General features: G+C 49.8%; 25 protein-coding genes and 1 pseudogene. 22 read left to right on the top strand and 4 right to left on the bottom strand.

From position 1 onward, the window contains the following. The 3 genes and pseudogenes from ACFQ88_RS01475 to ACFQ88_RS01485 all read right to left on the bottom strand — a co-directional run. A pseudogene (locus ACFQ88_RS01475) lies at positions 1-365 on the bottom strand (Gly-Xaa-Xaa repeat protein); the annotation flags it as partial. A 610-nt stretch (positions 366-975) separates the two neighbouring features. Further along, the gene (locus ACFQ88_RS01480) at positions 976-3,063 is read right to left on the bottom strand and encodes a sensor histidine kinase (protein ID WP_239634578.1); all 2,088 of its coding nucleotides are present in this window, start codon (positions 3,061-3,063) and stop codon (positions 976-978) included. Further along, positions 3,041-3,733 (bottom strand): response regulator transcription factor, encoded by a 693-nt coding sequence (locus tag ACFQ88_RS01485; protein ID WP_239634580.1) that lies wholly within the window; start codon positions 3,731-3,733, stop codon positions 3,041-3,043. The genes ACFQ88_RS01480 and ACFQ88_RS01485 overlap by 23 nt, the downstream gene beginning before the upstream one ends. 308 nt (positions 3,734-4,041) lie before the next feature. Here ACFQ88_RS01485 and ACFQ88_RS01490 point away from each other — a divergent pair, with 308 nt between their 5' ends. The 12 genes from ACFQ88_RS01490 to ACFQ88_RS01545 all read left to right on the top strand — a co-directional run bounded on the left by ACFQ88_RS01490 (position 4,042) and on the right by ACFQ88_RS01545 (position 14,624). Next, entirely contained in the window at positions 4,042-4,956 is a 915-nt protein-coding gene (locus ACFQ88_RS01490) for a DUF4097 family beta strand repeat-containing protein (protein WP_239634581.1), read from the top strand. 133 nt (positions 4,957-5,089) lie between these two features. Continuing rightward, the gene (locus ACFQ88_RS01495; RefSeq protein ID WP_379451394.1) at positions 5,090-7,342 is read left to right on the top strand and encodes a DEAD/DEAH box helicase; all 2,253 of its coding nucleotides are present in this window, start codon (positions 5,090-5,092) and stop codon (positions 7,340-7,342) included. 102 nt (positions 7,343-7,444) lie between these two features. Next, positions 7,445-8,887, top strand: coding sequence for a ribonuclease H-like domain-containing protein (locus ACFQ88_RS01500; RefSeq protein ID WP_379451395.1), 1,443 nt, complete (start codon positions 7,445-7,447; stop codon positions 8,885-8,887). A 165-nt stretch (positions 8,888-9,052) separates the two neighbouring features. Further along, positions 9,053-9,862, top strand: a complete 810-nt coding sequence (locus ACFQ88_RS01505) for an Fpg/Nei family DNA glycosylase (protein ID WP_379451396.1) — start codon at positions 9,053-9,055, stop codon at positions 9,860-9,862. Between the two features lie 12 nt (positions 9,863-9,874). Further along, complete coding sequence (locus ACFQ88_RS01510) at positions 9,875-10,714, top strand: deoxyribonuclease IV (RefSeq protein ID WP_379451397.1); 840 nt, start codon at positions 9,875-9,877, stop codon at positions 10,712-10,714. 118 nt (positions 10,715-10,832) lie between these two features. Then, positions 10,833-11,174 (top strand): cyclic-phosphate processing receiver domain-containing protein, encoded by a 342-nt coding sequence (locus ACFQ88_RS01515; RefSeq protein ID WP_239634591.1) that lies wholly within the window; start codon positions 10,833-10,835, stop codon positions 11,172-11,174. A 13-nt stretch (positions 11,175-11,187) separates the two neighbouring features. Then, entirely contained in the window at positions 11,188-11,958 is a 771-nt protein-coding gene (locus tag ACFQ88_RS01520; RefSeq protein ID WP_379451398.1) for an ABC transporter ATP-binding protein, read from the top strand. Then, positions 11,958-12,992, top strand: coding sequence for an SAM-dependent methyltransferase (locus ACFQ88_RS01525; RefSeq protein WP_239634595.1), 1,035 nt, complete (start codon positions 11,958-11,960; stop codon positions 12,990-12,992). The genes ACFQ88_RS01520 and ACFQ88_RS01525 overlap by 1 nt, the downstream gene beginning before the upstream one ends. Positions 12,993-13,075: 83 nt before the next feature. Continuing rightward, a complete protein-coding gene (locus ACFQ88_RS01530; RefSeq protein WP_379451399.1) occupies positions 13,076-13,234 on the top strand; it encodes a hypothetical protein in 159 nt (52 codons plus the stop codon). A gap of 84 nt (positions 13,235-13,318) precedes the next feature. After that, on the top strand, positions 13,319-14,053 hold the full coding sequence (locus tag ACFQ88_RS01535) for an MBL fold metallo-hydrolase (RefSeq protein WP_379451400.1): 735 nt from the start codon (positions 13,319-13,321) through the stop codon (positions 14,051-14,053). Positions 14,054-14,068: 15 nt separating this feature from the next. Continuing rightward, positions 14,069-14,332, top strand: a complete 264-nt coding sequence (locus tag ACFQ88_RS01540) for a hypothetical protein (protein ID WP_239634601.1) — start codon at positions 14,069-14,071, stop codon at positions 14,330-14,332. Between the two features lie 22 nt (positions 14,333-14,354). Continuing rightward, the gene (locus ACFQ88_RS01545; RefSeq protein WP_239634603.1) at positions 14,355-14,624 is read left to right on the top strand and encodes a hypothetical protein; all 270 of its coding nucleotides are present in this window, start codon (positions 14,355-14,357) and stop codon (positions 14,622-14,624) included. 70 nt (positions 14,625-14,694) lie between these two features. On the opposite strand, the gene ACFQ88_RS01550 is transcribed toward ACFQ88_RS01545, so the two are convergent. Then, on the bottom strand, positions 14,695-15,162 hold the full coding sequence (locus ACFQ88_RS01550; protein ID WP_239634605.1) for a hypothetical protein: 468 nt from the start codon (positions 15,160-15,162) through the stop codon (positions 14,695-14,697). Between the two features lie 364 nt (positions 15,163-15,526). Here ACFQ88_RS01550 and ACFQ88_RS01555 point away from each other — a divergent pair, with 364 nt between their 5' ends. The 10 genes from ACFQ88_RS01555 to ACFQ88_RS01600 are packed head-to-tail and all read left to right on the top strand — an operon-like array spanning position 15,527 to position 26,287. Next, on the top strand, positions 15,527-16,663 hold the full coding sequence (locus ACFQ88_RS01555) for an AAA family ATPase (RefSeq protein WP_379451401.1): 1,137 nt from the start codon (positions 15,527-15,529) through the stop codon (positions 16,661-16,663). Continuing rightward, positions 16,650-17,870, top strand: a complete 1,221-nt coding sequence (locus ACFQ88_RS01560; RefSeq protein WP_239634610.1) for a TadA family conjugal transfer-associated ATPase — start codon at positions 16,650-16,652, stop codon at positions 17,868-17,870. Before ACFQ88_RS01555 ends, ACFQ88_RS01560 begins: the two co-directional genes overlap by 14 nt. 37 nt (positions 17,871-17,907) lie before the next feature. Further along, positions 17,908-18,840, top strand: a complete 933-nt coding sequence (locus ACFQ88_RS01565; RefSeq protein WP_379451402.1) for a type II secretion system F family protein — start codon at positions 17,908-17,910, stop codon at positions 18,838-18,840. Positions 18,841-18,862: 22 nt separating this feature from the next. Beyond that, a complete protein-coding gene (locus ACFQ88_RS01570; protein WP_379451403.1) occupies positions 18,863-19,720 on the top strand; it encodes a type II secretion system F family protein in 858 nt (285 codons plus the stop codon). A gap of 35 nt (positions 19,721-19,755) precedes the next feature. Then, entirely contained in the window at positions 19,756-19,983 is a 228-nt protein-coding gene (locus ACFQ88_RS01575) for a Flp1 family type IVb pilin (RefSeq protein WP_239634616.1), read from the top strand. Next, complete coding sequence (locus ACFQ88_RS01580; RefSeq protein ID WP_239634618.1) at positions 19,949-21,025, top strand: hypothetical protein; 1,077 nt, start codon at positions 19,949-19,951, stop codon at positions 21,023-21,025. The genes ACFQ88_RS01575 and ACFQ88_RS01580 overlap by 35 nt, the downstream gene beginning before the upstream one ends. Positions 21,026-21,074: 49 nt before the next feature. Next, entirely contained in the window at positions 21,075-23,345 is a 2,271-nt protein-coding gene (locus tag ACFQ88_RS01585; protein ID WP_379451404.1) for a hypothetical protein, read from the top strand. 53 nt (positions 23,346-23,398) lie between these two features. Beyond that, entirely contained in the window at positions 23,399-24,067 is a 669-nt protein-coding gene (locus ACFQ88_RS01590; RefSeq protein WP_239634622.1) for a TadE/TadG family type IV pilus assembly protein, read from the top strand. Then, a complete protein-coding gene (locus tag ACFQ88_RS01595; protein WP_239634624.1) occupies positions 24,064-24,588 on the top strand; it encodes an A24 family peptidase in 525 nt (174 codons plus the stop codon). Before ACFQ88_RS01590 ends, ACFQ88_RS01595 begins: the two co-directional genes overlap by 4 nt. A gap of 25 nt (positions 24,589-24,613) precedes the next feature. Then, positions 24,614-26,287 (top strand): DUF6382 and FHA domain-containing protein, encoded by a 1,674-nt coding sequence (locus ACFQ88_RS01600; RefSeq protein ID WP_379451405.1) that lies wholly within the window; start codon positions 24,614-24,616, stop codon positions 26,285-26,287.

Here is a 26,287-nt window from a genome sequence, read left to right on the forward strand (position 1 = left end):
GTAGCGCCAGTAGAGCCCGCTGGTCCTTGATCGCCTTGAGGTCCAGGAGCGCCCGTAGCGCCAGTAGAGCCCGCTGGTCCTTGATCGCCTTGAGGCCCAGGAGCGCCCGTAGCGCCAGTAGAGCCCGCTGGTCCTTGATCGCCTTGAGGCCCAGGAGCGCCCGTAGCGCCAGTAGAGCCCGCCGGTCCTTGATCGCCTTGAGGTCCGGGAGCGCCCGTAGCCCCAGTCGGTCCAGGAGCACCGTCAGCTCCAGCAGGTCCGACAGGTCCCGTCGGTCCAGTAGGACCGGTTGGACCGGTTGGACCCGTAGCGCCCGTAGCGCCCGTAGCTCCAGTATGTCCAGTATAGCCAGTATATCCCGTCATTCCAGTAGGTCCCGTCGGGCCCGTCGGGCCCGTTGGCCCAACAGGTCCAACAGGTCCGGGAGGTCCCGGAGGTCCAGGTGTAAAAGCCATGAATCAATCTACTCCTTTCAATTTGGAATATTAAAGTATATGATGAAGATTTTAACGGGTAACGGCAATTGTTACCATTTTGTGCCTTTTAATAGATAAATAGTTAAACAAATCTGCTAGCAACTATAAGCTAGAATAGTAGCGAACGTAGGTAATTAAAAACTTTTCCCGGGAAAGCGCAGGAAACGACAAAATATTCAGAAAATTAAAATAACAACGTCATCCAATGGTTCAATTCAATTTCGATCCATACCGTGTATCTGCCCAAGCAATGGAGATGTGATTATTGCTTTGTTCTTTTCCAAGCAATCCGATTAAACAGAGGAACGAATGTTCTGTTAACAAAGAATTCAATGAGGATGCAGACCAGAGAGTATTTAGATGACACTAAAATCAATAACAGGGGAGGTTGGAAGAAAAGCCGGCAAAGCATCAAGAAGGCCGCCAACGAATTTCTCGCTGACAGCCTCCAGATAAGTGAGGGTCAAATCCTGCACAGCTTTAGCTCCTGTTTAGCTCTTCACCTTTGCGACACTGCCGGATTCTTGCTCAACGTTACGATAACCTTGAAATAATCGCCATCTATCTGGATCAAAAGCTCGCCTTCATGCAGATCAATGATGCTTTTGGCAATAGCCAGTCCAAGTCCCGAGCCTTCCGTATGTCTGGAAGCGTCGCCTCGCTTGAACCGCTCCAGCAGCTCCGAAGCTTCAAACTCAATTTCATAAGCAGACACATTATTAATGCTGAATGTGATTTTATCGGTACTTTCCGTTAAGGTAATGTGCACACGGGTATTCGGCGTGGAATATTTCAATGCGTTGCCGATCAGATTTTCGAACACACGCCATATTTTTTTGCCGTCCAGGACAGCTTCGACTTTTTTGTCAGGTACGGTTATTTTGAAACGTAAACCGGAGGCTTCGATTTGCTCACTGAGCTCCGCCAGCGTTTGTCTTAGAAGCGATGTGACATTGACGTTCTCAAGGGTAAGCTCTGTGGCCCCGCTTGCCATCTTGGAAGCCTCGAACAAATCGTCGATGAGCGCCTTCAGACGTTGAGCTTTTCGATCGAGCACTTCGATATAGTTATCCCGCTGGTCTTGGGTAAGGTTCTCTTGCTTTAACAAATCTACGTAATTAATGATTGAAGTAAGAGGCGTCTTGAGATCGTGCGAAACATTCGTAATCAGCTCCGACTTCAGTCTTTCGCTTTTCATTTGCTGTTCCAGAGAGGACTTGAAGCCGGCTTTCATATTATTCAAATGGTTTGCCAGAGCTGCCAGATTGCCGCGTCCCTTAGGTTCGATGGGTTGGTTGAAATCACCTGCAGCAATGGCCTCCGCACCGGCCAGTATGGAGCTGAGCATCGAGATGCGTGTAAGGATGTAAGGCAGGATAACAACCAGATACAGCAAAATGTATAGAGCCGAGACGACAATCGCACCGCCGGCGCCGTCATCCAAGCCGATGATGCCAACAACACTAAAAATAACCAGCAAAATAGAAGCGCCAAAGATCAGAGCAGCCTTAACAAACAAATTCCGGTTAGCCACACTGCCGCCAATGAACTGTCTAAGACGAAAAATGTAAGTTTCCTGCCACTGACGCTTAAGCTCCGGTTTGTTGCGATAAAGCAATAAGACTTCCTGCCACTGAAGGATCAATAGAGCTGCAACCACGGCAAGGAAAACGACCGGCAGCACCCGCACGGGATCAACCGGTATGCGGAACAGCTCAGACGGATGAACGTAAGAGAAGGAGACTAAACAGATGATTAGCAGGACGGCAAACCGTGCATCGAGCGGAACTTGCCTGAATCCGTTCTGGACACTCGAAGCGAAGCTCAAAGCCCAGCCCGATTTCCGGATGACGGCAATCAAAATGAGTGTCAAAAGCAAGGAAACACCAAACAAGACGCTTTCCTTAATGATCCTCTCGCGAATCGCCAAGTAGTACGCATAGTCCGAGTGGATCTGGCTGTGCTCATTTACGGTCTCGGGAATGAATAGCGTGCCTGTCAGCCGGTTTTGCTGAAAATATCGGTTGATCGGCTGCAAAGCCTGATTCATCAATTGATTCGTTGGAAGCTCGATTCGGTAAAGAGCTGGGTACAGCTTAACCCCCTGCTCTGATGAATTGGGAATATTCGTGTATACTTCTCCGGAACCGACGTCTTTTATGTAATATTTGAAAACGCCGCTGCGGCTGTCGAGGCTTTTTTTCACTTGGTTATATTCGTGTTCCTTATAAGCTAGATATTGATTTATATCTTTTTCGAGCATAGCTTCGATTCGCGAGCCTGTATTCATGTTCATTTGCTTTTGTTCGTCATAGCTTTTTTTCAAATAGAGGATCCAATCATCATTCAATTTATCCTCACGAGGTAATTGAGGGTAATTTTTATTATCCAGATGTATATATTTGATCAGCTTCCAATGAGTTTCTATTTGGTTGTAAAAAGCGTTGCTTTTAAAATAGTAAGACGTATCGAAAAATGCCCGGTGAGTAACCACATCCCATCCCGACAAAAAGGCGGCTGATGTGAACGCAAGCAGCAATGCCCAGGCGATCAAGGGCGTCGCCTTACTTTTCAATTTTGTATCCAATTCCCCACACCACCTTTAAATATTGAGGCTCCTTCGGGTTGACCTCGATTTTTTCCCGGATTCGTCTTACGTGAACCGCAACGGTATTCTCCGCGTTGAAGTAGGGCTCTTTCCAAACGTTTTCATAGATTTCCTCTATGGAAAATACTCTGCCCCGATGCTCCATCAGCATCTCCAGAATTTTGTATTCCGTAGCCGTGAGCCTGATTTCTTCCCCGTCCAGTGTGACGGTTTTCATCCGCTTATTGAGCGCGAGACCCCTTACTTGAAGCTCGTCGTCGTTCGGTTTGTAGGTACCGAGATGCGTATATCTTCTTAATTGGGACTTCACCCGCGCCACCAGCTCCATGGGGTTAAACGGTTTACTCATGTAGTCGTCCGCACCGACCGTAAGGCCCAGTATTTTGTCCGTATCCTCGGTTTTGGCCGAAAGCATCAGGATCGGAACGTTATGTAATTCTCTGATCTTATATGTTGTCTTCACACCGTCGAGCTTGGGCATCATAACATCCATGACGATCAAGTGGATCTCCTCGCGTTCAAGCAGCTGCAGCGCCTCTTCGCCGTCGTTCGCTTTAAATACGTTCATCCGTTCGTTAGTCAAATAAATCTCTATCGCCTCTTGAATTTCCAATTCGTCGTCCACGACGAGGATATTGTACGTTTGCACTTCTACGACTCCTTTGTCCTAACGGGTTCTTTCCTTTGGCTTTTCGCGAAAAACTTAAGTCTATACTACAAGATACTTTTTACAAATAACTAGACAAAATCCTTACAAATTTATGAAGACTTTAAACGGAAGCCGGCCGATATCTAGGTGACTCGGTGTATCCATACTGCCAAATATCCCCCTAGACTATAGTCGGGTATGATTCTGTTCGGCGGTCCAGTGTGTCACCATGAGTGTTCATGATAAATTAAACATGCGAGTCAAGCAAATAAAAAATAAATCAAATGGGATCGATTGGAGAGAAAAACATGAGTAAAGGATCAGGAATGGGCAAGCTTTTCATTACGGCAGGGCTTGTCATTTTACTGGGTGTATTTATAAGCGAGCAGGGCTTTGCGGCAAATGTGTTTTCCTGGAATACGAAAACGGTAGATATAGAGAAAACGGTAAAAGCAGAGGGCATCCGCAGTGTGAATATCGATGGAGGAAGGACGGATGTGAAAGTTGTACGCGGACATTCCGAAGCTATCGAAATTCGACTGGACGGCCGGGTGAAGCGGGACGCTGCCGATAACATTCAGCTGCAGGCAGACCCTCGGCGCGATACGCTGGAGCTAAAAGTCGAGATTCCGGAGCGCTTCCCGTTCGGCATGAGCTTCTCGGATCTGAACTTAACCGTAGAGCTTCCGGAGCAAGTATGGGAGAACGTCAAGGTCCAAACCGTATCCGGCGATGTAGACATAGAAGAGCTGAAAGGGACGAACATAGACGTACATGCTAATAGCGGCGATGTAACCGCAAACGATATTGAAGCAGGCCAAGTTACGCTGCAAGCGGGTTCGGGAAATATCGAATCGAATGCATTCAGAGCCAAAAACCTGACTTTTCATGTAGGGAGCGGAGACGTGAGCTTGTCCGGAGGGCAGGCCATCATTAAAGGAGAGACCAGCTCGGGAAATATTGATGTTGCAGTGAACGAGCTGGATCAAGATATGGATTTAAAAGCCGGCAGCGGCGATGTTACGGTGAAAACTGCTAATGAGCCCAAGTCGTTGACGGTTCAATATAACGGTGGTTCGGGCAGCGGAAACATAGAGTGGGATAATGTAACGTATAAAGAAAAAGGCGAGGACGGCCGTACGCTGAAAGGCGTCTTCGGCTCCGGTACAACTCAGCTGAAGGTTCGCACCGGCTCGGGGAACTTTACTCTGGGGCAGGATTGAAAGGAACGAATGACGGTGCTGAATCCGTCAGCCTTATGAACATCATTGAAAGCCCTGGACAAGGGGCTTTTTTATTTTTCCATACAAGTTTATAATAGGGGAACAGTAGTTCTTAATAAGGGGTGACCCAATCATGTTCCGTAAGAAAAATTTGTCCCAATTGATTGAAGAATTGAGAGGGAATGAAAATATCATCAATTGGCACGAGGTCGAGCCGCAAGAAGCCAAAACCAGGCCGATACCGGAAAGCGTAGACCCGAGAATTAGAGCCGCATTAGCCAAACGCGGAATTGAGCAGCTGTATACTCACCAATATACCGCCTACGAAACAACCGTACTAAAGGGGGAACATATCGTAGCGGTAACTCCGACCGCATCGGGCAAAACGCTGTGCTACAACCTTCCCGTGCTGCAGACGATAGCCAATGACGACGTTAGCCGGGCGCTGTACTTGTTCCCGACGAAAGCTCTGGCGCAAGACCAAAAAAGCGAGCTGAACGAAATTATCGCGGAGATGGGAATCGATATCAAAAGCTTCACCTATGACGGCGATACGTCCCCGGCGATTCGGCAGATTGTAAAAAGCGTCGGGCATATCGTCATCACCAACCCGGATATGCTGCATTCCGCCATTCTTCCCCATCATACGAAGTGGGTCAGTTTATTTAGCAATCTTAAATATATTATTATTGACGAGCTTCATACATATCGTGGCGTATTCGGCAGCCATGTTGCGAATGTAATACGCCGCTTGAAACGAATCTGCAAATTTTACGGAAGCAATCCGATTTTTATTTGTACCTCTGCAACCATCGCTAATCCTAAGGAGCTTGCCGAGCAGCTGACAGGGAGTCCCATGCGGCTAATTGACGATAATGGGGCGCCGCGCGGGAGAAAGCACTTTGTTTTTTATAACCCTCCGATTGTGAACAAGCCGTTAAACATCCGGAAAAGCGCGACAGCCGAAGTGAACCACGTGGCTAAGGAGTTTTTGGCGAATAAAATACAGACGATCGTGTTTGCCCGCAGCCGGGTGAGGGTCGAAATTATTCTAAGCCATTTGCAGGAGCTTATTAAAAACGATATCGGAGCCAAATCGATAAGAGGCTATCGCGGCGGCTATTTGCCGAATCAGCGGCGCGAAATCGAAAGAGGGCTGAGAAGCGGGGATATTTTGGGCGTCGTAAGCACGAACGCTCTGGAGCTGGGTGTAGACATCGGACAGCTTCAGGTCTGCATTATGACGGGATATCCCGGAAGTGTCGCAAGTACATGGCAGCAAGCAGGCCGGGCCGGAAGGCGGCATGGGGAAGCCCTGGTGGTGATGGTTGCCGGCAATACGCCGATAGACCAGTATATCGTACAAAATCCGGAATATTTCTTCGACCGGTCGCCGGAATCCGCCAGAATCAACCCGGAGAACCTGATTATTTTGGTCGATCATTTGCGGTGTGCGGCGTATGAGCTTCCTTTTAAAAAAGGGGAGGAATTCGGCCCGCTCGAAATCGAGGAGCTATTGGAATATTTGGTAGACGAGAAGGTGCTCCATTATGCAGGGGATACGTTTTATTGGGCGAACCAGTCGTTTCCGGCCAGTGAAGTGAGCTTGCGTTCGGCAGCGCAGGAAAACGTAGTGATCGTCGATCAATCCGACGTAGCCAACGTAAGAATCATCGGGGAAATGGACCGTTTCAGCGCGATGACCCTGCTGCACGATGAGGCGATCTATTTGCACGAGGGGGTACAATACCAGGTCGAGAAGCTGGATTGGGACCACAAGAAGGCTTACGTAAGGGAAGTCAGTGTGGAATATTACACGGACGCGAACCTGGCTGTAAAGCTGAAAGTGCTGGACACGGACCGGACGGAGCATAGGAGAACCGCTTCGCTGCATTACGGCGACGTGGTTGTTAACGCCATGCCGACGATTTTTAAGAAAATCAAGCTGACCACGTTTGAAAATATCGGATACGGCCCTATCAGCCTTCCCGAAGAGGAGCTGCATACCAGCTCGACCTGGATAGAATTGAAGGAGACGGACCCGGGCATAGGCACGAAAACGCTGGAGCAGCTGCTTCTCGGGATTTCGAATGTGTTGAGGCATATCGTTCCCATTCATGTCATGTGCGACCGGAGCGATATTCATGTCGTATCGCAAATACGAGCCGAGCATACGCAGCTGCCTACGATCTTCATCTATGACCATTATCCCGGCGGGATCGGATTGGCCGAGGACGTGTACAAACGGTTTGACGAAATAAAAGCATCTGCAAGAAATTTGATTCGAAGATGTCCATGTGAGGACGGCTGCCCTTCATGTATCGGCACGGAGATCGAGGGGCTGAGCGCCAAGCAAAAGAGCATTGAATTGCTGGCGGGACTATGACCTCATCGAAGGGGCGAACTTGAAAGGGAGGCTGAACGAGATGATGCAATGTCGGTTATTGCCCGTGGCTGAGCAGCTGCCCGATCCAACGGAGGTGCCGCGATGAGCGGGCTTCGGGAGCGGCTGCTGAGGCATAAGAAGACGGAACAGGCGGCACCATCCGCTGCTGCGCCTGCCGAGATTAGCAGGGAGGCGGACGAGCAAGGGGAGTGGAGCTTCATCGGGGCGCAAATGGAGCATAACGAGCGCGGTTCGTTTGTGCTGAGGCGAATCCGTTACGGAAATGACTTCCGTCATGGCCGGTATGCTATTGGAGACCTGGAAGGGCAGGCGGACGAGCTGCTGTCGATCTTGCTGCCGGGAGATGTCGAGGCTGCGGCGGAAGGGATGCCGTACGACAAGCTTTTGTATTTGGATACCGAAACGACGGGATTGGGAGTTGGAGCCGGCAACGTAGCATTTATGATAGGAATCGGCTTTTACGAGGACCGGCAGTTCGTCGTGGAGCAAATGTTTATTCGTAATCCGGCGGAAGAGCTGGCCATGCTTCATCATTTGCAGGAGAGGCTCCAACGGCATCCGTATTTGGTCTCTTATAACGGCAAGACGTTCGATTGGCCCCTTATCAAAAACCGGTACATATTGAACCGCATCCCATCGGAGCCGGATATCGCGGGCCATCTGGATTTCTTGTATCCGTCCCGCAGCTTGTGGAAGCACACTCTGCCGTCGTGCCGGCTGGGCAAAGTCGAGGAAGACAGGCTTCACGTGGAAAGGCAGGACGATCTTCCCGGTTCGATGGCTCCGGCGCTATATTTTCAATATTTGGCGGACAAGGATGCAACGGTCGTAAAAGGCATATTTATCCATAATGAGCTCGATATATTGTCATTGGCCGGATTGTCGATTCACTTCGCCCGAATTCTTCGCGGCGAATTCTCGCTATCCGAAATGGGCCTGGAAGAACATTTCCGCCTGGGGCTCTGGTTCCTTAAGCTGCAGCTATCCTCCTACGCAGAGGACGTATTGGATCAGCTGAAGGAGCGCCTGCTTCAAGACGATTCCGGAGAGCAGGAAGAAGACTATTTATTGCCGCTGGCGCAAGTATATAAGCAGACGCACGACTATGAGACCGCCTGCCGGTTATGGACCGCTTATGTGCTGCGTAAAGGACATCGAAGCATGGCTTCGGTCGAGCCGTATATCGAATTGTCGATGCACTATGAGCATCGGGAGAAGCGGCTTCTGCTCGCTCTGCAGTACGCAGAGGAGGCTTTGAACAAAGCGCGGCAGCGCAAATCGCTGGCCAGGCCGGGACTCCTTGGGGCTCGAGGTCGAAAAGGAATGACCAGTGAGGAAAAGAAGCAGAACGATCAGACGGCTGAGCTGGAGAAACGCCTGGCACGGCTCAAGTCCAAAATAGAGCGCTTAAATAACGTTAATCCAGCTGCCCGTAAGGCGAGCGAAGCTTCGGGCCGTCGGTCCGGAAGCCGAAGAAGGGCTGCGGGCGGCGAAACCGGATATAGCATGGACAGCTTAATCTGAGATGAAGATAGCCTTATTTTGGTCAGCTGAGGCGGAAAGAAGCGCTGAACGGCATAAAACCGCTCCTTTTTGGAAATATAAGGAGATATTGAAGAGGCTTTTCTGCGAGGCCTGAAGGACCTTTCTTGGTCTTATTCTGTATCGTCTTAAGAAGGAGTGCTGCTTATGCCGGAGCTGCCGGAAATGGAGAATTATAAGCTGCTGTTGAATCAGCGGCTGGTCGGACACCTCATCACCGATGTCCAGGTAGAGCGGGAGAAGTCGATTAACGTCCCCGTCTCCCAGTTTAGAAACGAGGTAATCGGAACATCAATCCAGAGGGTGGAACGGAGAGCGAAGCATCTGTTGTTTCATTTAAGCAACGCTCGGATTTTACTGCTCCACTTGATGCTGGGGGGCATCATGTTCTATGGCTCCAAGGAAGACAAACCGGATCGTACTGTACAAGTGACGATGAGCTTTCATGATATGAACCTTTATTTTATCGGACTCAGGCTTGGTTATTTGCATTTGTACAGTCCCGATGAGGCGGATCGGTTCTTGCAAAAGCTCGGACCGGAGCCGACGGACCGTTCCTTTACCGCGGAGCGGTTCGCTTCCTTGCTGCACAAGCAGAGCAGGACATTAAAAGCGACATTGCCTGACCAGGCCGTAATGGCCGGTATCGGCAACTGCTACTCCGATGAAATCTGCTTTGAAGCCGGGCTGCTGCCATCCCGGAAGTGCGATCGATTGTCAGTGGAGGAGTCAGCGCGATTGTATGATTCGATGCAGCATGTGCTAACCGAAGCGACGCGATATGGCGGGTACATGGACATGCCTTTGTATGCCGGCGATGAGTTGACAGGCGGTTACGACAGCCGATGCAAAGTTTACGACCGGGAAGGCGAGCCCTGCGTCCGCTGCGGCCATCCGATTGAACGACGAGATGTTTCTTCGAAAAAATCTTTTTGCTGCACGCACTGTCAGCATTAGGAGGCGGACACGATGAACATCGGATGCCACCTCAGTATTCGCAATGGCTTCTTGGAAGCGGCTAAGCTAGCGAGTAAGCTCGAAGCTTCGGCTTATCAATATTTTCCCAAAAATCCGCGCAGCTTGTCCGTGAAGCAGTGGAATCCCAAAGATGCAGAAGCCTGCATGGATTATTGCAGGACGCATCGTATGTATTCGATCGCCCACTCCCCCTATCCCACCAACCTGGCAATCGAAACGCCCGAGCTTAGACAGGCGACCGTAAGGTCGCTTCGCAACGATTTGGCCATTGCCGAGGCTTGCGGCTCGGTAGGGGTCGTGGTTCATTTTGGCAAATATAAAGGGGCGGACCCGTTACAAGGCTACAAAAATATTATACAATGTCTTCATGAAGTTCTTGAGGGCTGGCAAGGTGCGGCCAAGCTGCTGATAGAAAATCAGGCCGGCGAAGGCTCTGCGATGGGGACGACCTTGGAGGAGCTGGTTCAAATCCGCTCGTTATCCGACTATCGCGAGCATATCGGGTTTTGCTTCGATACGTGCCATGCCTACGCATGCGGTTTGTGGTCCTCAGCACCAGGCGGCTGGGCCGAGCTGGACAAGAAGGCTGCCCGTCTCGGGTATTGGGACCATTTGCTCGCCGTTCATCTGAACGACTCCCTTTACGAGGGGGGAATGGGCAAGGACCGCCATGCTATAATAGGAACAGGCAGCATTGGAGCCGACCGGTTTCGTCAATGCTTGAAGACGTTCTCAGCGATGGATATTCCTGTCGTATTGGAAACTCCGGTGCCGCGGGGGGGCGATCATGGACCGGAAATCCGCTTTGTTAAAGAGCTGTCCCCTACATAATAGGCAAACCATTCTACTATCGCTCCATCGGCGGCTTCTACTATTTCCCTTGTCTGAATCCATGGCGAAGGACCGATCTACAAGATGGAAGCGGGAGCGGGAGGGGAGAAGCATTACCATGATCAACGTTTTTTTGGATGATTACAGAGCCTGTCCAGCCGGCTTCGTGTTGGCACGCAGCGCTGACGAATGCATTATGCTTTTGCAGGAGTGCGACATCGCGATCTTATCGCTTGACTACGACTTGGGATGGGATCAGCCGACCGGCATGGATGTTGTGCGATTCATCATCGCATCGCAGCGTTTTCCTCAGGAGATTTATATGCATAGTTCAAGCTTCGAAGGAAGACGAGGCATGTATGAGCTGCTGTACCAGAGCAAGCCGGATAAGGTAGAACTGTACGGCAGCCCCGTTCCTTATGCCAGACTTACCGCTATAGCAAATACTAGAGAAGAATAGGTTGTGATTTTTCGTGCAGGTCTTATCTTTAGAGCATATTCATTTTATCCGCGAAGAGCGGAATATTTTATCGGATGTGGGAATACAGGTCAATGCAGGGGAGCACTGGGTTATTCTCGGCAAGAACGGATCGGGAAAAACAACTATCCTCGAGCTGATCAACGGCTATCAATTTCCGAGCAGCGGTAAAGTCGAGGTGCTTGACCATATTTACGGGCAAGTCGATGTCAGAGAAGTCCGCAAGCAGATCGGTTACATCAGCCAATCCTTGTACGAGAAACTGACGCCGGCCGATTCCGTATGGGAAGTCATTGCTACCGGCGAATACGGGTTTCTGCGTTTCTATGAGGAGATACCGTCGGAAGTGCAGCAAAAAGCGCTGAGCATGCTCGAGCGTGTCAACCTGCGGCACTTGGCGTACCAGCCTCTAGGAACATTGTCTCAGGGCGAACGGAAAAAAGTGATGCTGGCCCGCGCGCTGATGACGGAGCCGAAAATTTTGATTATGGACGAGCCTTGCTCCGGTCTGGACTTATATGAACGCGAGCGGCTGCTCGAAAATATCAATGAATTGGGCAAGCAGCAAATAACGGTGATTTACGTAACACATCATATTGAGGAAATTATGCCTATGTTCTCGCACGTAGCGTTGATCGACCAGGGTAAGATTATCGCTTCTGGCCGAAAAGAAGACGTATTGAACGAGGCCAACCTGCTTCAAGCGTTCCAGGTTCCGGTTTCTCTGGAATGGTATAACGGCCGTCCATGGATCAAGGTGCTGTAATGACGGAAACGATTATATCTGCCGCCGCTTTTATCGGAACGGCCAATCATGGATTCGGTCAGCACGCCCAGGAAGAAATTCGCCGTCTGTTCCAGACCGGCACCCAGTTTCGGCATCTGATTCCGTCGGAGGTGTTCTGGTTCTCGATACCGGAGAGCAAATCGGCCGCCACTCAGACGATTCTGGATCAGGAGCCGATGTTTTTGCGCCATATGCAGCCGGTCGATGCGGAGCTGGAGTGGGACGGAACGCTGTCCGGTCTTCGCGATTTCGTGCGCAGCCGGTTAGAGGTTGAGGCTGGAGCCAAGGTCGCGGTGCAAGTTCGCAAGACCGAATCCGTAGGAGGCGACATTACAACTGCAGCTTGTAAACAAATGGTCGACGAGCTGCTAGTTAACGAGTATGCGGCCATGCCGGTAGCCAAGGACGCGGACTTCGTCATTTCGCTCTTTTTAACCGAGGACAACGCGTACTACGGGATCTCGAAGCCGGAGCATAATGTGAGCGATTGGTCGGGAGGAGCGATCCGCTTCCGCAAGGAAGAAGGACAAGTGTCCCGCGCCAAGTTCAAGCTGCTAGAAGCGGAACGCACATTTGGCTTGGACTTCTCCCAGTACCGGTCTGCCATTGATATCGGCGCAGCACCCGGCGGCTGGACGTCGCTCTTGCTGGAGAGGGGAGTCAAGGTTACGGCCGTCGATCCGGCCAAGCTGGATGCAGGGCTGCTGAAGCATCCCCGGCTCACGTTCCTTCAGAAAAACGCGGGAGAGGTATCGTTCCCTCCTCAGTCGTTTGATTTGCTTGTCTGCGACATGAGCTGGAGTCCGCGCCAAATGGCGAAGCTGATCAAAGGATTATTGTACTCGCTGCAAACAGGCGGATCGGCGATCATAACAGTCAAGCTGATGCATAAGAAGCCGTTCCAGACGGTCCGTGAGCTTACTCAGGATCTGTCTCCGGAGCTGGAGCTGCAAAAAGCGAAGCAGCTGTTCCATAACCGTGAGGAGCTGACTTTATTCCTGATCAAATCATAAGTTAACATCGTTAAAGATCTCGAGCGTGTCCTGCCAGTCCTAAAAAGAAGAAGCCCAAACCATACTAAAGGGGAGGCTATCCTGTGAAAAGGCTGCTTGTGCCGATTGGATTATTTCTCGTGATTGCCGTTTTGGGCTTGCTGTTTCTGCCGCGTAATACAATACAGCCGCATCGTGCGCAACCGGGCGCGACATCCTCGATTACGCCAGTGCCATTGCCGGACAGCACGATCAATACATAGCTTGCATTCATTGCACAGCGGTACCATTCGTGAATGTGCTATTTCTGCTGGTTATAGATCATTGAAGGAAGTGGAGGAGAGCTTGTGAAAATAACGATCTTAGGTCCTTGGGGAGCCTATCCCGCAGCAGGGGGAGCAACGGCAGGCTATTTGCTGGAATTTAACGGAAACCGCGTGCTGCTCGATTGCGGAAGCGGGGTTCTTTCTATTTTGCAAAACTATATGCCGTTGAATGAGCTTGGGGCTGTGGTTATAAGCCATACACATCATGATCATGTCGCCGATTTGGGCTGCTTGCAGTATGCATGTATCATCGATACGGATTTGAACAAGAGAACGAAAGCACTTCCGATCTACGTGGCTGGCTTGCAGCCTACGGGGCATAACCCGTATCCATCGATGGAAGGCTCCGAAGTCGTGCCGTTTTTTGAAAACGAGATTTTGCATTTGCACGGCATGACATTCTCATTTCTTAAGACCTTTCACGGGGCATATTGTTTAGCGATGAAAATCCAGAGCGGATCTGCCACCATTGTCTACACAGCGGACACGTATTACGACGATTCGTTAATCGGTTTTTGTGCCGATGCTGATTTGCTCATTGCGGAAACTTCCTTTTACGCCGGTCAGGACGCCAAGAAATACGGGCATATGAACTCGGAAGAGGTCGGGCATTTGGCTCAAATGGCCAAAGTAAAGAAAGTTGTACTGACCCATTTGCCGCATTTCGGTGATATTGCCGATTTTGAGGATGAGGTCCGGGTGAAGTTCCGCGGCGAGGTCGTTCTGGCCGCAACCGGTCTACAATTTGAAGTATAAAAGAGGTTAGTCATAGTGGAAGATCGTAAACAACAGGGACAAGAGTTGCGCCATTCACTGCAGCAATTATTTGCCGAGTCTGAGCAGGATGGCGTTGCCTATGCGTTGCTGCTCCGTTGTATAGAGGCATACGAGCAAGAACCGGAGAGACTGGAACGGATTCAACGTCTGGAGGCGGACAACGTAAAGCTTAAGGAGCAGAATCGCAAGCTTCGCGCTTCCTCCTCTGCCAAAGAGAACGGCATGTCCAGCAAGCTGAGGGAAGCGTTACGGGAGTAGCCGGAAAGAAGGGGGCTTGAAGGTGCAAGGTTGGATGACAATGGGAATTTTGGTTCTGTGCGCATTGCTTCTGATCGTATGGTTCCAATACCGTGCCCGCTCTCAACGTCAAGGCAAAGTCGTTCGGATGGATAAATTCAAGAAGCAGCCCGACAAGCGGGGCCAAAAATGCTCTTACTGTAAAAAGAAGTCGGACCGTCTGACTTTTTATGCCGGCGTCCATGGCTCGGCGGTTGGTGTTTGTAAAGACTGCAAGCCGAAAGCGGAAAAGCAGGATTTAATGCCGATCTAGATGTTCTAACCGTCTGTGATGCAAAAAAAGGCGCAACCTCGAAGGTTGCCGCCGTGGTAGTACCGCACTATTATTGTAATTGATTCGACTGAGAAGCTTGACCGTACGGATCGGACTGATTGGAGTCGGATTGATTCGATTGCCCTTTGGAGCCGGGTTGTCTGGATACAAGGTCCATACTCCAGTCAATCATGCCGTTCATCATGCTAAGTACAAGGTTAATCGCGTCTTCATCGCTTAAAGGTTGGCTTTTCGAATTTTTGGATATGTAATCCTGCATTTTGGTTTCCAGCTTGCTTGTCAAATCCTTCAGTTTGAGAAAATCTTTGGCGATATCGGAAAATGTATTGGATCCGCTGCTGTTGTTTTGCTGCTGCTGTTGTTGTTGCGATTGGCCGTCGCTGGACTGCTGAGTTCCTTGGTTGTCGGAATGACTTTGCTGCAGCAGATCTTTAATTTGCTGCAATTCATCCGTCAAGGATTGCTGCTGCTCAGTAATTTGCTCAATTTGCCCCTTTAATTCGCGATTGCTAATCATGTCCAATGCTCCTTCATTTCTGATTATGAGGATAGTATATCCATGGAAGCAATTATTAACCTGATTCTACATTTGCTTAACAAAAATTGATAAAACAGTTGTAAATTCCATTTATTATGATATAATAATGGCAAATATGTAATCGTAAGCGGAAGCACCGCTGAGCAAGAATCTTTTCTTGTTCAGTCGGTGCTTTTTTTGCGTGCAAATGCAGGGAGGCGATATGTTATTACGAACAAAGGGAAGGTTGCTGTCGTCATCGCTATTTTATCGTTGGTGCTGATAGCAAGCGGAGTTTTGCAGATCATGGGGGTGATGTAACCTACGCGTTTGGGATTCATGGTTAGGGAGGGGCGAGGCTGTCATGCCGAAAATGAAGCTGGTGTTATTAGATACCGATGCCTATTTCATCGAGATGGTAACATCTTATATCCGAGCTGCCGATTATTCGGGAACATTTACCGTTTCTGCATTTACTACGAAAGAACATGGTTTTGCTTTTATCGAGCATTCCAACGAGCCTTTCATTCTATTGGTGCATGAGAGCTTCATGCCGCTACCCGAGAGAGTGTATCAAAGAGAACACGGGTGCATGCTTATCGTCAGCGATCTCCAGGTCGTCGCCGATATCGTTGAATACCCGATTATTTGTAAGTATCAGCCGTTGAATCAACTCATGTCGGTCGTCATTTCACATTATAACGAGTTTACCAGAAGCCGAATTTTGAAAGGAAACCGAAGCTCGGAAGTCATCTCCATTTATTCCGCTGCAGGGGGAAGCGGCAAGACGCTAACCGCCATGCATTTGGCGCGAGAGCTTGTCCTAGCCGGGCAAAGAGTATTTTATATTACGCTGGAGGAGCTTCCTTCGGCCAGCTGGATAGGCTCTGCTTCCAACGAGGAGAGCGGTCATTTCTCCAGAATGCTGTTTTACGGCAAATCGGACCGCAAGCTTCAGAGCGCCAAGGTGGAGAGAATGAAACGCAAGCATAGCCTGCTCGGATTCGACTATTTTCCCGGTAACGAAGAGGCTGCGGAACTGGCGGAAATGCTGGAGTCCGATACGGAAGCATTGATCGGCGCTCTTCAGGCTACCGGGTCCTACGACTATATATTGCTTGATCTGGATTCCGCCTCACATCCTCGTGTCCGGTCAGCGCTCAAGCTGAGTGATCACATTGTCTGGCTGGTGGTGGACGAGCGTGTTCAGTGGGAGAAGACGCGGATGAGAATGCGGCCGGCGGCCTCAGGCTTTTCAGAAACCGAGCGATTGGGAAAGGTGACCCTGCTCGTTAATAAGTTCCACGGCTCCTTGTCCAACAATGCCCACGACTTGCTGGTTCCCATTCACGGTTATTTGCCATACATCCCGGAATGGAAAACATTCAGCCGGATGGAGGGGGTACTGTCCCGTTCCGCATTCAGTGAAAGCCTGGCTGCGCTTCCCTGGTTTCAAGCATTAACCGGAGAAGCGGAGGTACAGCGGCATGTGGTCGGATGAAACGGTTGCTCAGCTGAAGCAGCTGGTAAAGGATAAGCTGGATCTGTCGGTATCGCTGACCGATGAGCAGCTCATGGAGATGATTGAGCACGAAGTGTTTGCCTTTCCGTTCCAGTCTTACTTGACGGCGGGCCAGAGACATCAGTTAACGATGAGACTGTTCCACTCGTTTCGCGGACTGGACATGATTCAGCCCTTGGTGGATGATCCGTCGGTAACGGAAATTATGATTAACCGGTATGACCGGATATTTATTGAGAAGGAAGGGCGTGTCTGCCTGACGGAGGTGAAGTTTGAAAGCAAGGAGAAGCTGGAGGACGTCATTCAAGCCATTGTATCCCGAGTGAATCGTGCCGTGAATGAAGCGAATCCGATCGTGGATGCAAGACTTTTGGACGGCTCCCGTGTCAATGTCGTCCTGTCGCCGATCTCACTCGACGGTGCGGCTATGACGATCCGTAAGTTTCCGGAAACTCCGTTGACCCTTAACGATTTGGTAGCCAAGGGGGCGCTGACGGAAGAGGCCGCTTCCTTGTTAATTAAGCTGGTAAGAGGGAAGTACAATCTGTTTATCGGAGGTGGGACGGGCTCGGGCAAAACGACTTTCCTTAATGCGCTATCGCAATATATTCCTGATGACGAACGATTGATAACAATCGAAGACTCGGCAGAGCTGCAGATCCGCACGGTACCGAACTTGATTCGGATGGAAACGCGCAACGCCAACACCGAGGGTAAGGGCGAAATCACGATTCGCGATTTGATACGTTCCTCCTTGCGTATGAGGCCAAACCGTATCATTGTGGGCGAGGTTCGGGGATCGGAAGCGTTGGACATGCTTCAGGCGATGAATACTGGACATGATGGGAGCCTCTCAACCGGACATGCTAACTCGACGGAGGATATGCTGAGCCGGCTTGAAACGATGGTATTAAGCGGTGCTGCGCTTCCGGTTGAAGTGATCCGCAAACAAATTTGCTCCGCTATTGACGTCATGATTCATTTGCAGCGGCTAAGAGACCGTACGAGACGGGTAGTCGAGATCAGTGAAATCATCGGCATGGAGAAGGGGGAAGTGAAGCTGAATCGTTTGTTTCAATTTATAGAATCGGGAGAGGACGAATCCGGGAAGGTGCTGGGAGAACTGCAGCCGTCAGGACAGCTGCATCATTCCGAGAAGTTGGCCATGGCGGGAATTCAACTGTGAAGAATACTTGTATGCGTGAAGGAGGTGATGATGGCTGTTGACATTGCTGGTTATTATTCTAGTCATAGTTGGCTGCTGCTGCTGGTTCGTCTTATCCGCATCCAACCGATTCCGGTCCGCTAATAAAGCAAAAATGGAGTTAAGCTCCAGCTCCAAGGCTGGCTGGATGGCTCGATTAAGTTCTCTTCAATTCGGCTCGCGTAAACCGGCAAAGCCTCCCAAGTCTTCACTCACACGTTACGGTGAATACGAGATGAACTCCGGAGAAATCATTACGTCTGCTGCAGCGGGAGCCGTCCTGCTAGGGATGATCGGATTTATCTTTTATCAGAATGTATTTGCCGTACTGGTGCTGGCTTGCGGGGGTCTGTATGCGCCGGTCCTTTGGAAACGGGAGCTCATTCGCAAACGAAAAACCCAATTGCAGCTGCAGTTTAAGCAAGCATTGTCTTCGTTATCGTCCGCCCTGGGTGCGGGCAATTCCGTCGAGACCGCATTCAAGGAAGCATTGAACGATTTAAGGCTGCTGTACCCGGATTCGGATGCTTTCATCATCAAGGAGCTGGAGACGGTGAACCGGCGGATCGAAAATGGCGAAACGATTGAGCTTGCATTGAAGGATTGGAGTGACCGGGCGGAGGTGGAAGACATCCAGCAGTTTACCGAAGTGTTCATGACCTGCAAACGAACAGGCGGGAATCTGGTGCATGTGATACGGAGGACAGCCTTGATCATCCAGGAGAAGCTGGACATTCAGCAGGATATTCATGTCATGATGTCGCAAAAACGGTTTGAATCCAAGGTGCTGACTTTTGCGCCGCTGGTTGTTGTCGCTGTATTGAATTTGAGCTCGCCGGACTACATGGAGCCGTTGTATCAGGGCGCCGGTCTTCTGATTATGACGGTGGCATTGCTAGTTCTCATAGGCTGCTATGCCATTACAAAATGGATTATGGATATAAAGGTGTGATGATTTATTGGGTTTGTTCTTAATGATGTTAATGGTTTTGGAGCTGGTCATCGGGAGCTTGATTCTCTGGAGAGCTTATCCGCGGTACATCGGCTTTGTCAAAGAGAACCGGAGCAACATGAAGCTGGTGTTAATAGCTCCCTTATCCTTATGGTTGACGGATCGTTACCAGTTGGCCGACCGGTTGTCCGGGGCTGTTTCTTACATACATCAGCAGATGATCGGACTATATGGTGCCAAATCAGCTCTTATCCGAACCAAGTGCTTTATTGCCGATGTGCTGTCTCTTAGTGTGGCCATGCTTGTTGGATGTACCGTCCTGTCCGCGGTTGCCGACGGGAACGCAGAGCTGCTGCTTTATGGCTGCTGCTTGACGTTATTTTTGCCGTTCGTGATGTATAAGGAGCTGTCCGGCAAGCTGCGGCGGAGGAAACGGCAAATGCTGCTGGAGCTCCCCGAAATATTGAATCAGATCGTCTTGCTGGTCAATGCCGGAGAAACGGTTCAGAAGGCGCTGCTGAGATGTATTGAACGCAGGTCTGACATTGCTCAAAGTCCCTTATTAACGGAACTGGCCATTACCGCGCACGAAATAAGAATGAATGCCTCCTTTTCCAAATCGCTGGAGGATTTCAACAAAAGGTGCGGTGTCCAGGAGGTTTCCTTATTTACAACCACTTTATTGTTAAACTACAAGCGTGGCGGCGACGAGCTGGTGATGTCGCTTAAGGAGCTGTCCAACACATTGTGGGAGAAAAGAAAGTCGTTAGCTAAAACGTTGGGTGAAGAGGCCTCGTCGAAAATGGTCTTTCCCATGGTAATTATTTTCATGGTTGTCATGGTTATCGTTGCCGCGCCTGCATTAATGGTCATGGGGTGACAGGCAATTAGTTAATTTGAGGGGGAGAGGCAGAGATGAGTTCGGTTTTTCAATTTATGAAGAAGCTCTGGGAAGATGAGGATGGATTGGGCACGCTGGAAATATTGTTGATTTTGGCGGTGCTGGTGATTATTGCGATCGCGTTCAGAAAGTGGATTATGAAATGGGTAAAAAGCTTGTTTGATTCCGCGAATACAGAAATCACGAACCAGTCCGGATCGATTACCGATGATGCCAAAAATATTAGTCCTGCTGCGCCATAATCACGTTGTGAGCCGATACCGTGTCGGGTGGCAAGAAAAGATAAGGCTTGTATCCGGAAGCAGCTTGATTCGCAGCACTCAGGGCAGCTTTACGATCGAAGCGAGCTTCGTGCTGCCTATCGTTTTATTGAGTACGATATCGCTATTGTTTTTGGCATTATTCGTGTTTCAAACGTCGTCCGCATTTCATAATGCGGGACTAGCTGCGGACCGTGCGGCATTCGTATGGGATAACAGCAGCAAAAATCCTGTTACAGGGGACGTTGACATCCAAGCGAGCGACGGCCTCTATTGGAGACTGCATAGCGACAGTATGTCCGATTTGTTCAGGTTCCTTATTCCCAACACATCGGCTTCTGTTGAGCTCCCGACTTCCGGTAATGAGAACGTCGGTGGTCCAGAGAAAAAAATGATTAACGTTGGACGTACGATTCCTCAAGAATGGAGAGGAAGCATGCAGTACGTGAACAACGGGATAGCAAGAGAGGTTAAGGTACAGCTGCAAAAGCCGTTTCGTTCACCGCTGTTCGCGTCGGACAAGCTTCAAAAGCAAGTCGAATCCGGTGCGCATGCTCAAGTAATCGACCCTGTGGAATGGATTCGACTTGTCGATTTGACCCGTACGTTCATTCAGGAAATTCAGGGTCGAATCAATCCGAAGGAAGCATTGCAAACGATGGTTGAGCCGAATACGGTACCCGAACCGTCCCCTGTCATCAACAGCCATCAGAGCGCTGCGGCGTACTTGCGGACTCTGGTTAACGGGCAGGAGCAGATCATTCAGGTGAATCCTTCTACGAAAAGAACGGTGGATGCCATGGACGCGAACCAGGTAGCGCATCAAGCCTACTACAGCTTTAACGAGAAGCAGCTGAGAGAAGTGCAAATGCCGAAAGATGTAGAGCTGTTGAGGGAGGGGACTCATGTGAAAGGGATCGTCTGGCATTTTTTTAAGCTGTCCAAGCAGGACAAGGTGAAGCTAACCGGTGCGCTAAGACAGGAGCTGGAGCGACAAGGCATTGTCGTCGTTATTCATGAATGATCGAAGTTATGGTTGGCACCCTAGCTTCTGAACGAAAGGAGAAGGGCTTGTGAAGCTGTTGCGGCGGCTGATTGCGGAGCAGCAGGGAGCGGTCTCATTATATTTGCTGCTGCTGTTGGTGCCGATATTTTTATTTTGTGCGCTTCTTATCGATTTCGCGCGCATTAAGACATCCGAGAAGGAAGCGGAGAATGCCGTGAAAACCGGGGTTCGCTCGACCTTATCGGCATTCTCGCCTTCTTTGCATGCATATGGTCTGTATGCATTAACCGATGACCGGGAGAAGGCACAGGGGTTGTTTATGCGCACCGTAAACGGGAATGTATCCGGGAACCTGCCGTCCTCCAGATTTCAATTTATTGATCTTCGTGTTGAGGAGGAGGGGTCCAGCCTGACATCCATGTATTCGCTTGGTAATCATGCGGTAATGAAGAAGCAGATCATGGAGGAAATGAAGTACCGCGCTCCGATGATCTATTCTTTGGAAATAGCGGATGCATTCAAGAAGACAGGAATAGCCTCGTTGATGGGACAGGCGTCCCAATTTTCCAAAAATGCCGCTCATATCGAGAAGCTGCTTGATGAGCGTGATTCGTACCTGGATAAGGCATGGAAGGAGTGGACGGCCATCTATCAAAAGGCGTCTGTCCTGCACCCGTTTTATACGGCACAATTGGCTGATTTGAATGGCCTTAGCAGCAAAATCGGCATTCATACTGTGGATGAGGTTCGACGAACGATACAAGAGACGGAAACAGAAATAAACAATTTGAAAAAGGAACTCGACCGTATAGATAACAGAATCGATGCGCTACATCAAGCGGGGGCGTCCGCAGGCTCTCTACTTGATAAAAGAAGACAACTGAAGGAGCAAATGAACGATATGAAGTCGATCCTAAGCGATCTCGAGCAGCTGCTTCAATATATTTTGGATTATGCCAAGCTGATCGCGATGCTGAAGCTGAAATCGACTCAGGATTTGGATGAGCTGAAAGACCGTTTGCAACGATTTCAGGATGCGTTGGAGCAAGCGAAAAAGAGCAATGATGAGCTAAATGCGCAGCTTCGCGACGTCCAATCGCAAAGCTCGGCATCCGGAGCATTCGACGCGGAGAGAGCATTTCAATCGATCCATTTGATCACCCGAGGAGAATTGGATGAATACGGCAGTAAAGCTTCTTCCTCTGTAGCCATGTTCTCCGGACTTCAGTCTCAGCTTGCCAATGTGTTATTATTCGATGCGCAAAATTATGCCAATGCGGATAGTACGCTGCAGTCGTTTTGGAAGCAGGTTCAAGATCTATACACAGCCCAGAGCGCCAAAGAAGCAGAGCGCAACAAGAACAAATCGGCTGCTAACACCTCCAGACAGGAGCAAAGAAAGAAGGCTCAGCCTTATCTGGATCAAGCGATGCGAGCCATAGCCGGATGCAGCTTGGCAGGAAGCGTCGATCCGTCGAAGGAGCATTATATAGCTTTGCAGGGAGATCCGTCCAAAGGCAACAAAGGCTATTATCAAGCCTATATGGAAGCGAATCAGGAGAAGAACAGCTCTCAACCGGTTCCTGTCATCGATCTGGACAATGCGGATAAGGCCGGATCCAGTGCGTTAAGCTTGATTTCCGCTTTTTCCGATCTGCTTGTCGATGTCCGTGATGAGTTTTACTTGGATGAATTTGCTGTAAGCAAATTCAATTATCGTACGTTGGGGATGGAAAAAGACATTCACGGACAGCTCAAGACTTCCAAAGAGCTGTCTCAGCCGGAAAGCCATTTGCTGATCAATCAGGAGCTGGAATATTTGCTGTACGGCGCCAACTCTTGCGTCAGCAATCAAACGATGGCTTACGCGGAAATGTTTGCATTCCGATTGGCGGTAGGTACGACAGAAGCGCTTTTGGAGCCGGATAAAGCCATGCTGAATCTCGGTTCCCCGCTGCTTGTGTTTTTGGCGGCTGTTGCCGAGGGTGCGGCCAAAGCTCAGCAGGATATGGCGAAGCTCGTCCAAGGAGAAGCCGTACCGCTGTCCAGCAAGCTTGGGCAATGGCTTCACTTGAACTATAAAGATTATTTACGCGTTTTTTTGCTGCTGCACAGCCGCGATAAGGTTTTGTTGTCACGGATGCAATCGTTAATCCAGCTGAATACGGGGCTAGATTTGCTCCAAAGCTCTACTTATGTTTCAGGTACAGCAACCACCTCGATTAAGCTTTGGTTTTTGCCGGGATTAATGAAGCAGCTCGGTAAAACCGGTTTGAACTCCTGCAAAGTGGTGGAAGGAAGATGTCAAATTACGAAAACAGGAGTGATGGGCTACTGATCCCGATATTCATTACGGTTTTAAGATTACGCTGTAAATCCAAGGCTCGTTCAGTGGCGAGGCAGGAGGATGGAGGAATCGTACTGGAGGCGGCCCTTGTCCTGCCTTTGTTTCTTTCTTTCATTGTAATGCTGATTGCCTTCATCCAGGTTTCACTGGCCGAAATGGCTCTCCAGTCCGCTGTCTCGGATACGACGAAGGTGGTTGCGGCGAACATGTATCCGGTCGATTTGCTGTACCAGCAAGCGAAAAGTCAATGGGGCCAAAGTGCGGCCGCAGGCTGGGTGGATCAGGCGTTAAGCCAGATTCAAGCGGCAAAGCAAAGGGTTGAAGACACGGAGAAGTTCGTTGAGGATTATGAAAGCTGGATTCCCGATGTTGTAGTACAGCTAGTAGGCTGGGAGAAAACATACCGGACTCATTTGGAGGAGCTTGGCCAGGCTACGACCGATGATGCTAGAAAGAAGCTTGAAGAAGCATATAAACCGTTGGTGCATAAGGCCTTCACGCCGATTGTTGCTATGTATGCCAATAAAACCAGATTGAAGAAAGAAAGATTAAAGGTAACGGACGTTATGTTTCCGGATTTGAACAATAAAGAAAATGCTTTTATCGGTATCGAAGCGGAATACGAGCTGCCGTTAGCCGTTCCTTTCTTCAGGAAAACCGTCACGATTCGTAAAAAAGCATATGAACGTGCATGGGTAGGAGGGGTTGGATGATGGCTGCGATAATGATTGCGGCTGTTACTGGCGGTTTGATTGTCTTTGCATTCATTACGGACATCTGGAGAAGGAGAATTCCGAATGCACTGACGTTAACCGGATGGCTTGCAGGACTTGGCCTGCATGCCGTTTACTCCGGTGGATCTGGCGTTCTACATGCGGTGATAGGAACGGCAATAGGATTTATTCCTATGCTGCTGCTATATCTGATCAAGGCGGTAGGAGCGGGGGATGTCAAGCTGTTCGCAGCCATAGGCGCATTGACCGGCGGGGAAATGGTACTGCAAAGTATGCTGTATTCGTTGTTCTATGCTGGCTTGGTCGGCTGTCTTATATTACTGTGGCGGCAAGAGTGGAAGCAGACGAGCCAACGGATCGTCATGATGCTCATAGGCTTCCTTGCTTTCAAAGACATGGCTCAATGGAAACCATACATTCGTTCGGGCCATCATGTGAGGTTTCCGTTCATGTGGGCGGTCTTGCCCGCGGTAGCCACCGTCTATTTACAGTTTCCCTAATCCCCGCGGAAAGGAGGGATCATGAGTGTTTGCGGAGCTATACGGCTTAAAAGTGGATTATGTGAATCAACAAGGCCATTATATGGTGCTATCGACAGAAAAAGGTCTGGATCGAGACGAATTGTCTGCTTTTCAGCTCAATATGCTGCTGGCCAATCGCATTCCGCATCTTTTGGAGCTTCAAGTTGAGGAGCTGAATCGGAAGATGAAGCTCTATTATCATATTACGGATAAACGCATGCTCTCGCATTGGTTAAGGATGCACAATCTGACCATGAAGCATTTTTATCATTTGATGTACACGATTGCAGATACGCTGTCGGAATGCGGCGTAAATATGCTGCAGGAACGAAGTTACATCATTCATGAAGATTATATTTATTGTGGGAGCGATTTAACCGATATATATATTACATACATTCCGATGGAGCTTGCTGAACCGCATTCCGTCCAAGAACGGCTGCAGCAGCTGGCGTCCCGTCTAGTGCATAAAGTGACCGAGCTGGCAGGCAGCGGCTATCAAGAGCTTGTAAACTACCTGATGGACGAATCGTTCCATCTAGCTACGTTGAAGCAGTTACTGCTGAGGCATATGAACGGTCCAGCCAGCGACACCGGGAGCAGAGAGAGTTCAGCTATTCCGGAGAAATCCATGGATTCTTCCGGCTTCGGGGAATTAAATGTTACGCAGCCGGCTTTGCATAAGGCAGCTGCGCTATTCCATGCCGCATCAGATGGTGCGGACACTGCACCTGCCATTGCACCTCGCGGTGCTTATGATGAAATAAGCAGACCGGATGGACAGCCATTATTCGCCGGGCCTGAAATAACAGAAGCCGGAGATACGAGCAAGCCTGCTAATAAAATGAAGCTGCCGATGATGCTGATCGGAGTTCTCGGGATATGCCTTTCATGGAAGCTTTATCTGGATCACCCTTCGGAAGGGTGGTTGTACATTAGCTCCGGGTTGTCTTTACTGACAGCCGATTTGGTTTATGTCATGATATGGCTTCGGAACCATATAGGTAATGCATCCGGACGAATCGCAGAAGACGGGATAGTTGAAGCCAATAAGCCTATGGCCGATGATCTTCCATCTCCGGAAGCTATCCTTTCCCGACTGATAGCACAGAAGCCTGTGGAAGCTTCATCGCCGCTGGCATCGTTCTTAATGGGGGAATCGCAAAAGAATGCTGCGTCAGCCGTTTCCGGTTTGAGCCGCAATGCGGAACTTCGCCCGGCGGTGCAAAGTCCATTTGAATCCATGTCAAACCATGCTCATGCTCTAGCACCCGATCCGTACTATCAGTCCCTTGAGCAAAGGACCACCCTTCTATCCCAGCCTGATGCTACCGTTCTGCTCAGTTCGCCTGACAGCCACAGCAAGATACAAGCACCGCTTCCTTACATGGAACTGCTTGATGCAGGTACCGTACGGAAAATCAGCTTGGACAAGCCGTGTTTTGTTATTGGCAGAGGGGGGAAGGGCGTCGACTACGAGCATCAAGAGCATGGCGTGTCCAGACTTCATGCGGAAATCGTCAATCAGAACGGCACTTTTGGGGTGAAGGACTTAGGGTCCCGTAACGGAACGCGTTTCAATGGAGAATGGATGGTTCCCTATAAAGTGTATGAGCTGAAAGAAGGAGACAAAGTGACGATAGTAGGTACCGACTTTACTTTTAAAATGGGGTTGTAA

The sequence above is a fragment of the Paenibacillus sp. NPDC056579 genome, from assembly GCF_042793215.1.
Classification (GTDB): Bacteria; Bacillota; Bacilli; order Paenibacillales; family NBRC-103111; genus Paenibacillus_S.

Excerpts from the sequence above, each read along its gene's own strand:
- ACFQ88_RS01490 (WP_239634581.1), top strand. The coding sequence starts at position 4,042 with ATGAGTAAAGGATCAGGAATGGGCAAGCTTTTCATTACGGCAGGGCTT.
- ACFQ88_RS01550 (WP_239634605.1), bottom strand. The coding sequence starts at position 15,162 with ATGATTAGCAATCGCGAATTAAAGGGGCAAATTGAGCAAATTACTGAG.
- ACFQ88_RS01595 (WP_239634624.1), top strand. The coding sequence starts at position 24,064 with ATGATGGCTGCGATAATGATTGCGGCTGTTACTGGCGGTTTGATTGTC.
- ACFQ88_RS01575 (WP_239634616.1), top strand. The coding sequence starts at position 19,756 with ATGAGTTCGGTTTTTCAATTTATGAAGAAGCTCTGGGAAGATGAGGAT.
- ACFQ88_RS01515 (WP_239634591.1), top strand. The coding sequence starts at position 10,833 with ATGATCAACGTTTTTTTGGATGATTACAGAGCCTGTCCAGCCGGCTTC.
- ACFQ88_RS01555 (WP_379451401.1), top strand. The coding sequence starts at position 15,527 with ATGCCGAAAATGAAGCTGGTGTTATTAGATACCGATGCCTATTTCATC.
- ACFQ88_RS01525 (WP_239634595.1), top strand. The coding sequence starts at position 11,958 with ATGACGGAAACGATTATATCTGCCGCCGCTTTTATCGGAACGGCCAAT.
- ACFQ88_RS01560 (WP_239634610.1), top strand. The coding sequence starts at position 16,650 with ATGTGGTCGGATGAAACGGTTGCTCAGCTGAAGCAGCTGGTAAAGGAT.
- ACFQ88_RS01580 (WP_239634618.1), top strand. The coding sequence starts at position 19,949 with ATGATGCCAAAAATATTAGTCCTGCTGCGCCATAATCACGTTGTGAGC.
- ACFQ88_RS01505 (WP_379451396.1), top strand. The coding sequence starts at position 9,053 with ATGCCGGAGCTGCCGGAAATGGAGAATTATAAGCTGCTGTTGAATCAG.
- ACFQ88_RS01495 (WP_379451394.1), top strand. The coding sequence starts at position 5,090 with ATGTTCCGTAAGAAAAATTTGTCCCAATTGATTGAAGAATTGAGAGGG.
- ACFQ88_RS01510 (WP_379451397.1), top strand. The coding sequence starts at position 9,875 with ATGAACATCGGATGCCACCTCAGTATTCGCAATGGCTTCTTGGAAGCG.
- ACFQ88_RS01500 (WP_379451395.1), top strand. The coding sequence starts at position 7,445 with ATGAGCGGGCTTCGGGAGCGGCTGCTGAGGCATAAGAAGACGGAACAG.
- ACFQ88_RS01570 (WP_379451403.1), top strand. The coding sequence starts at position 18,863 with ATGATGTTAATGGTTTTGGAGCTGGTCATCGGGAGCTTGATTCTCTGG.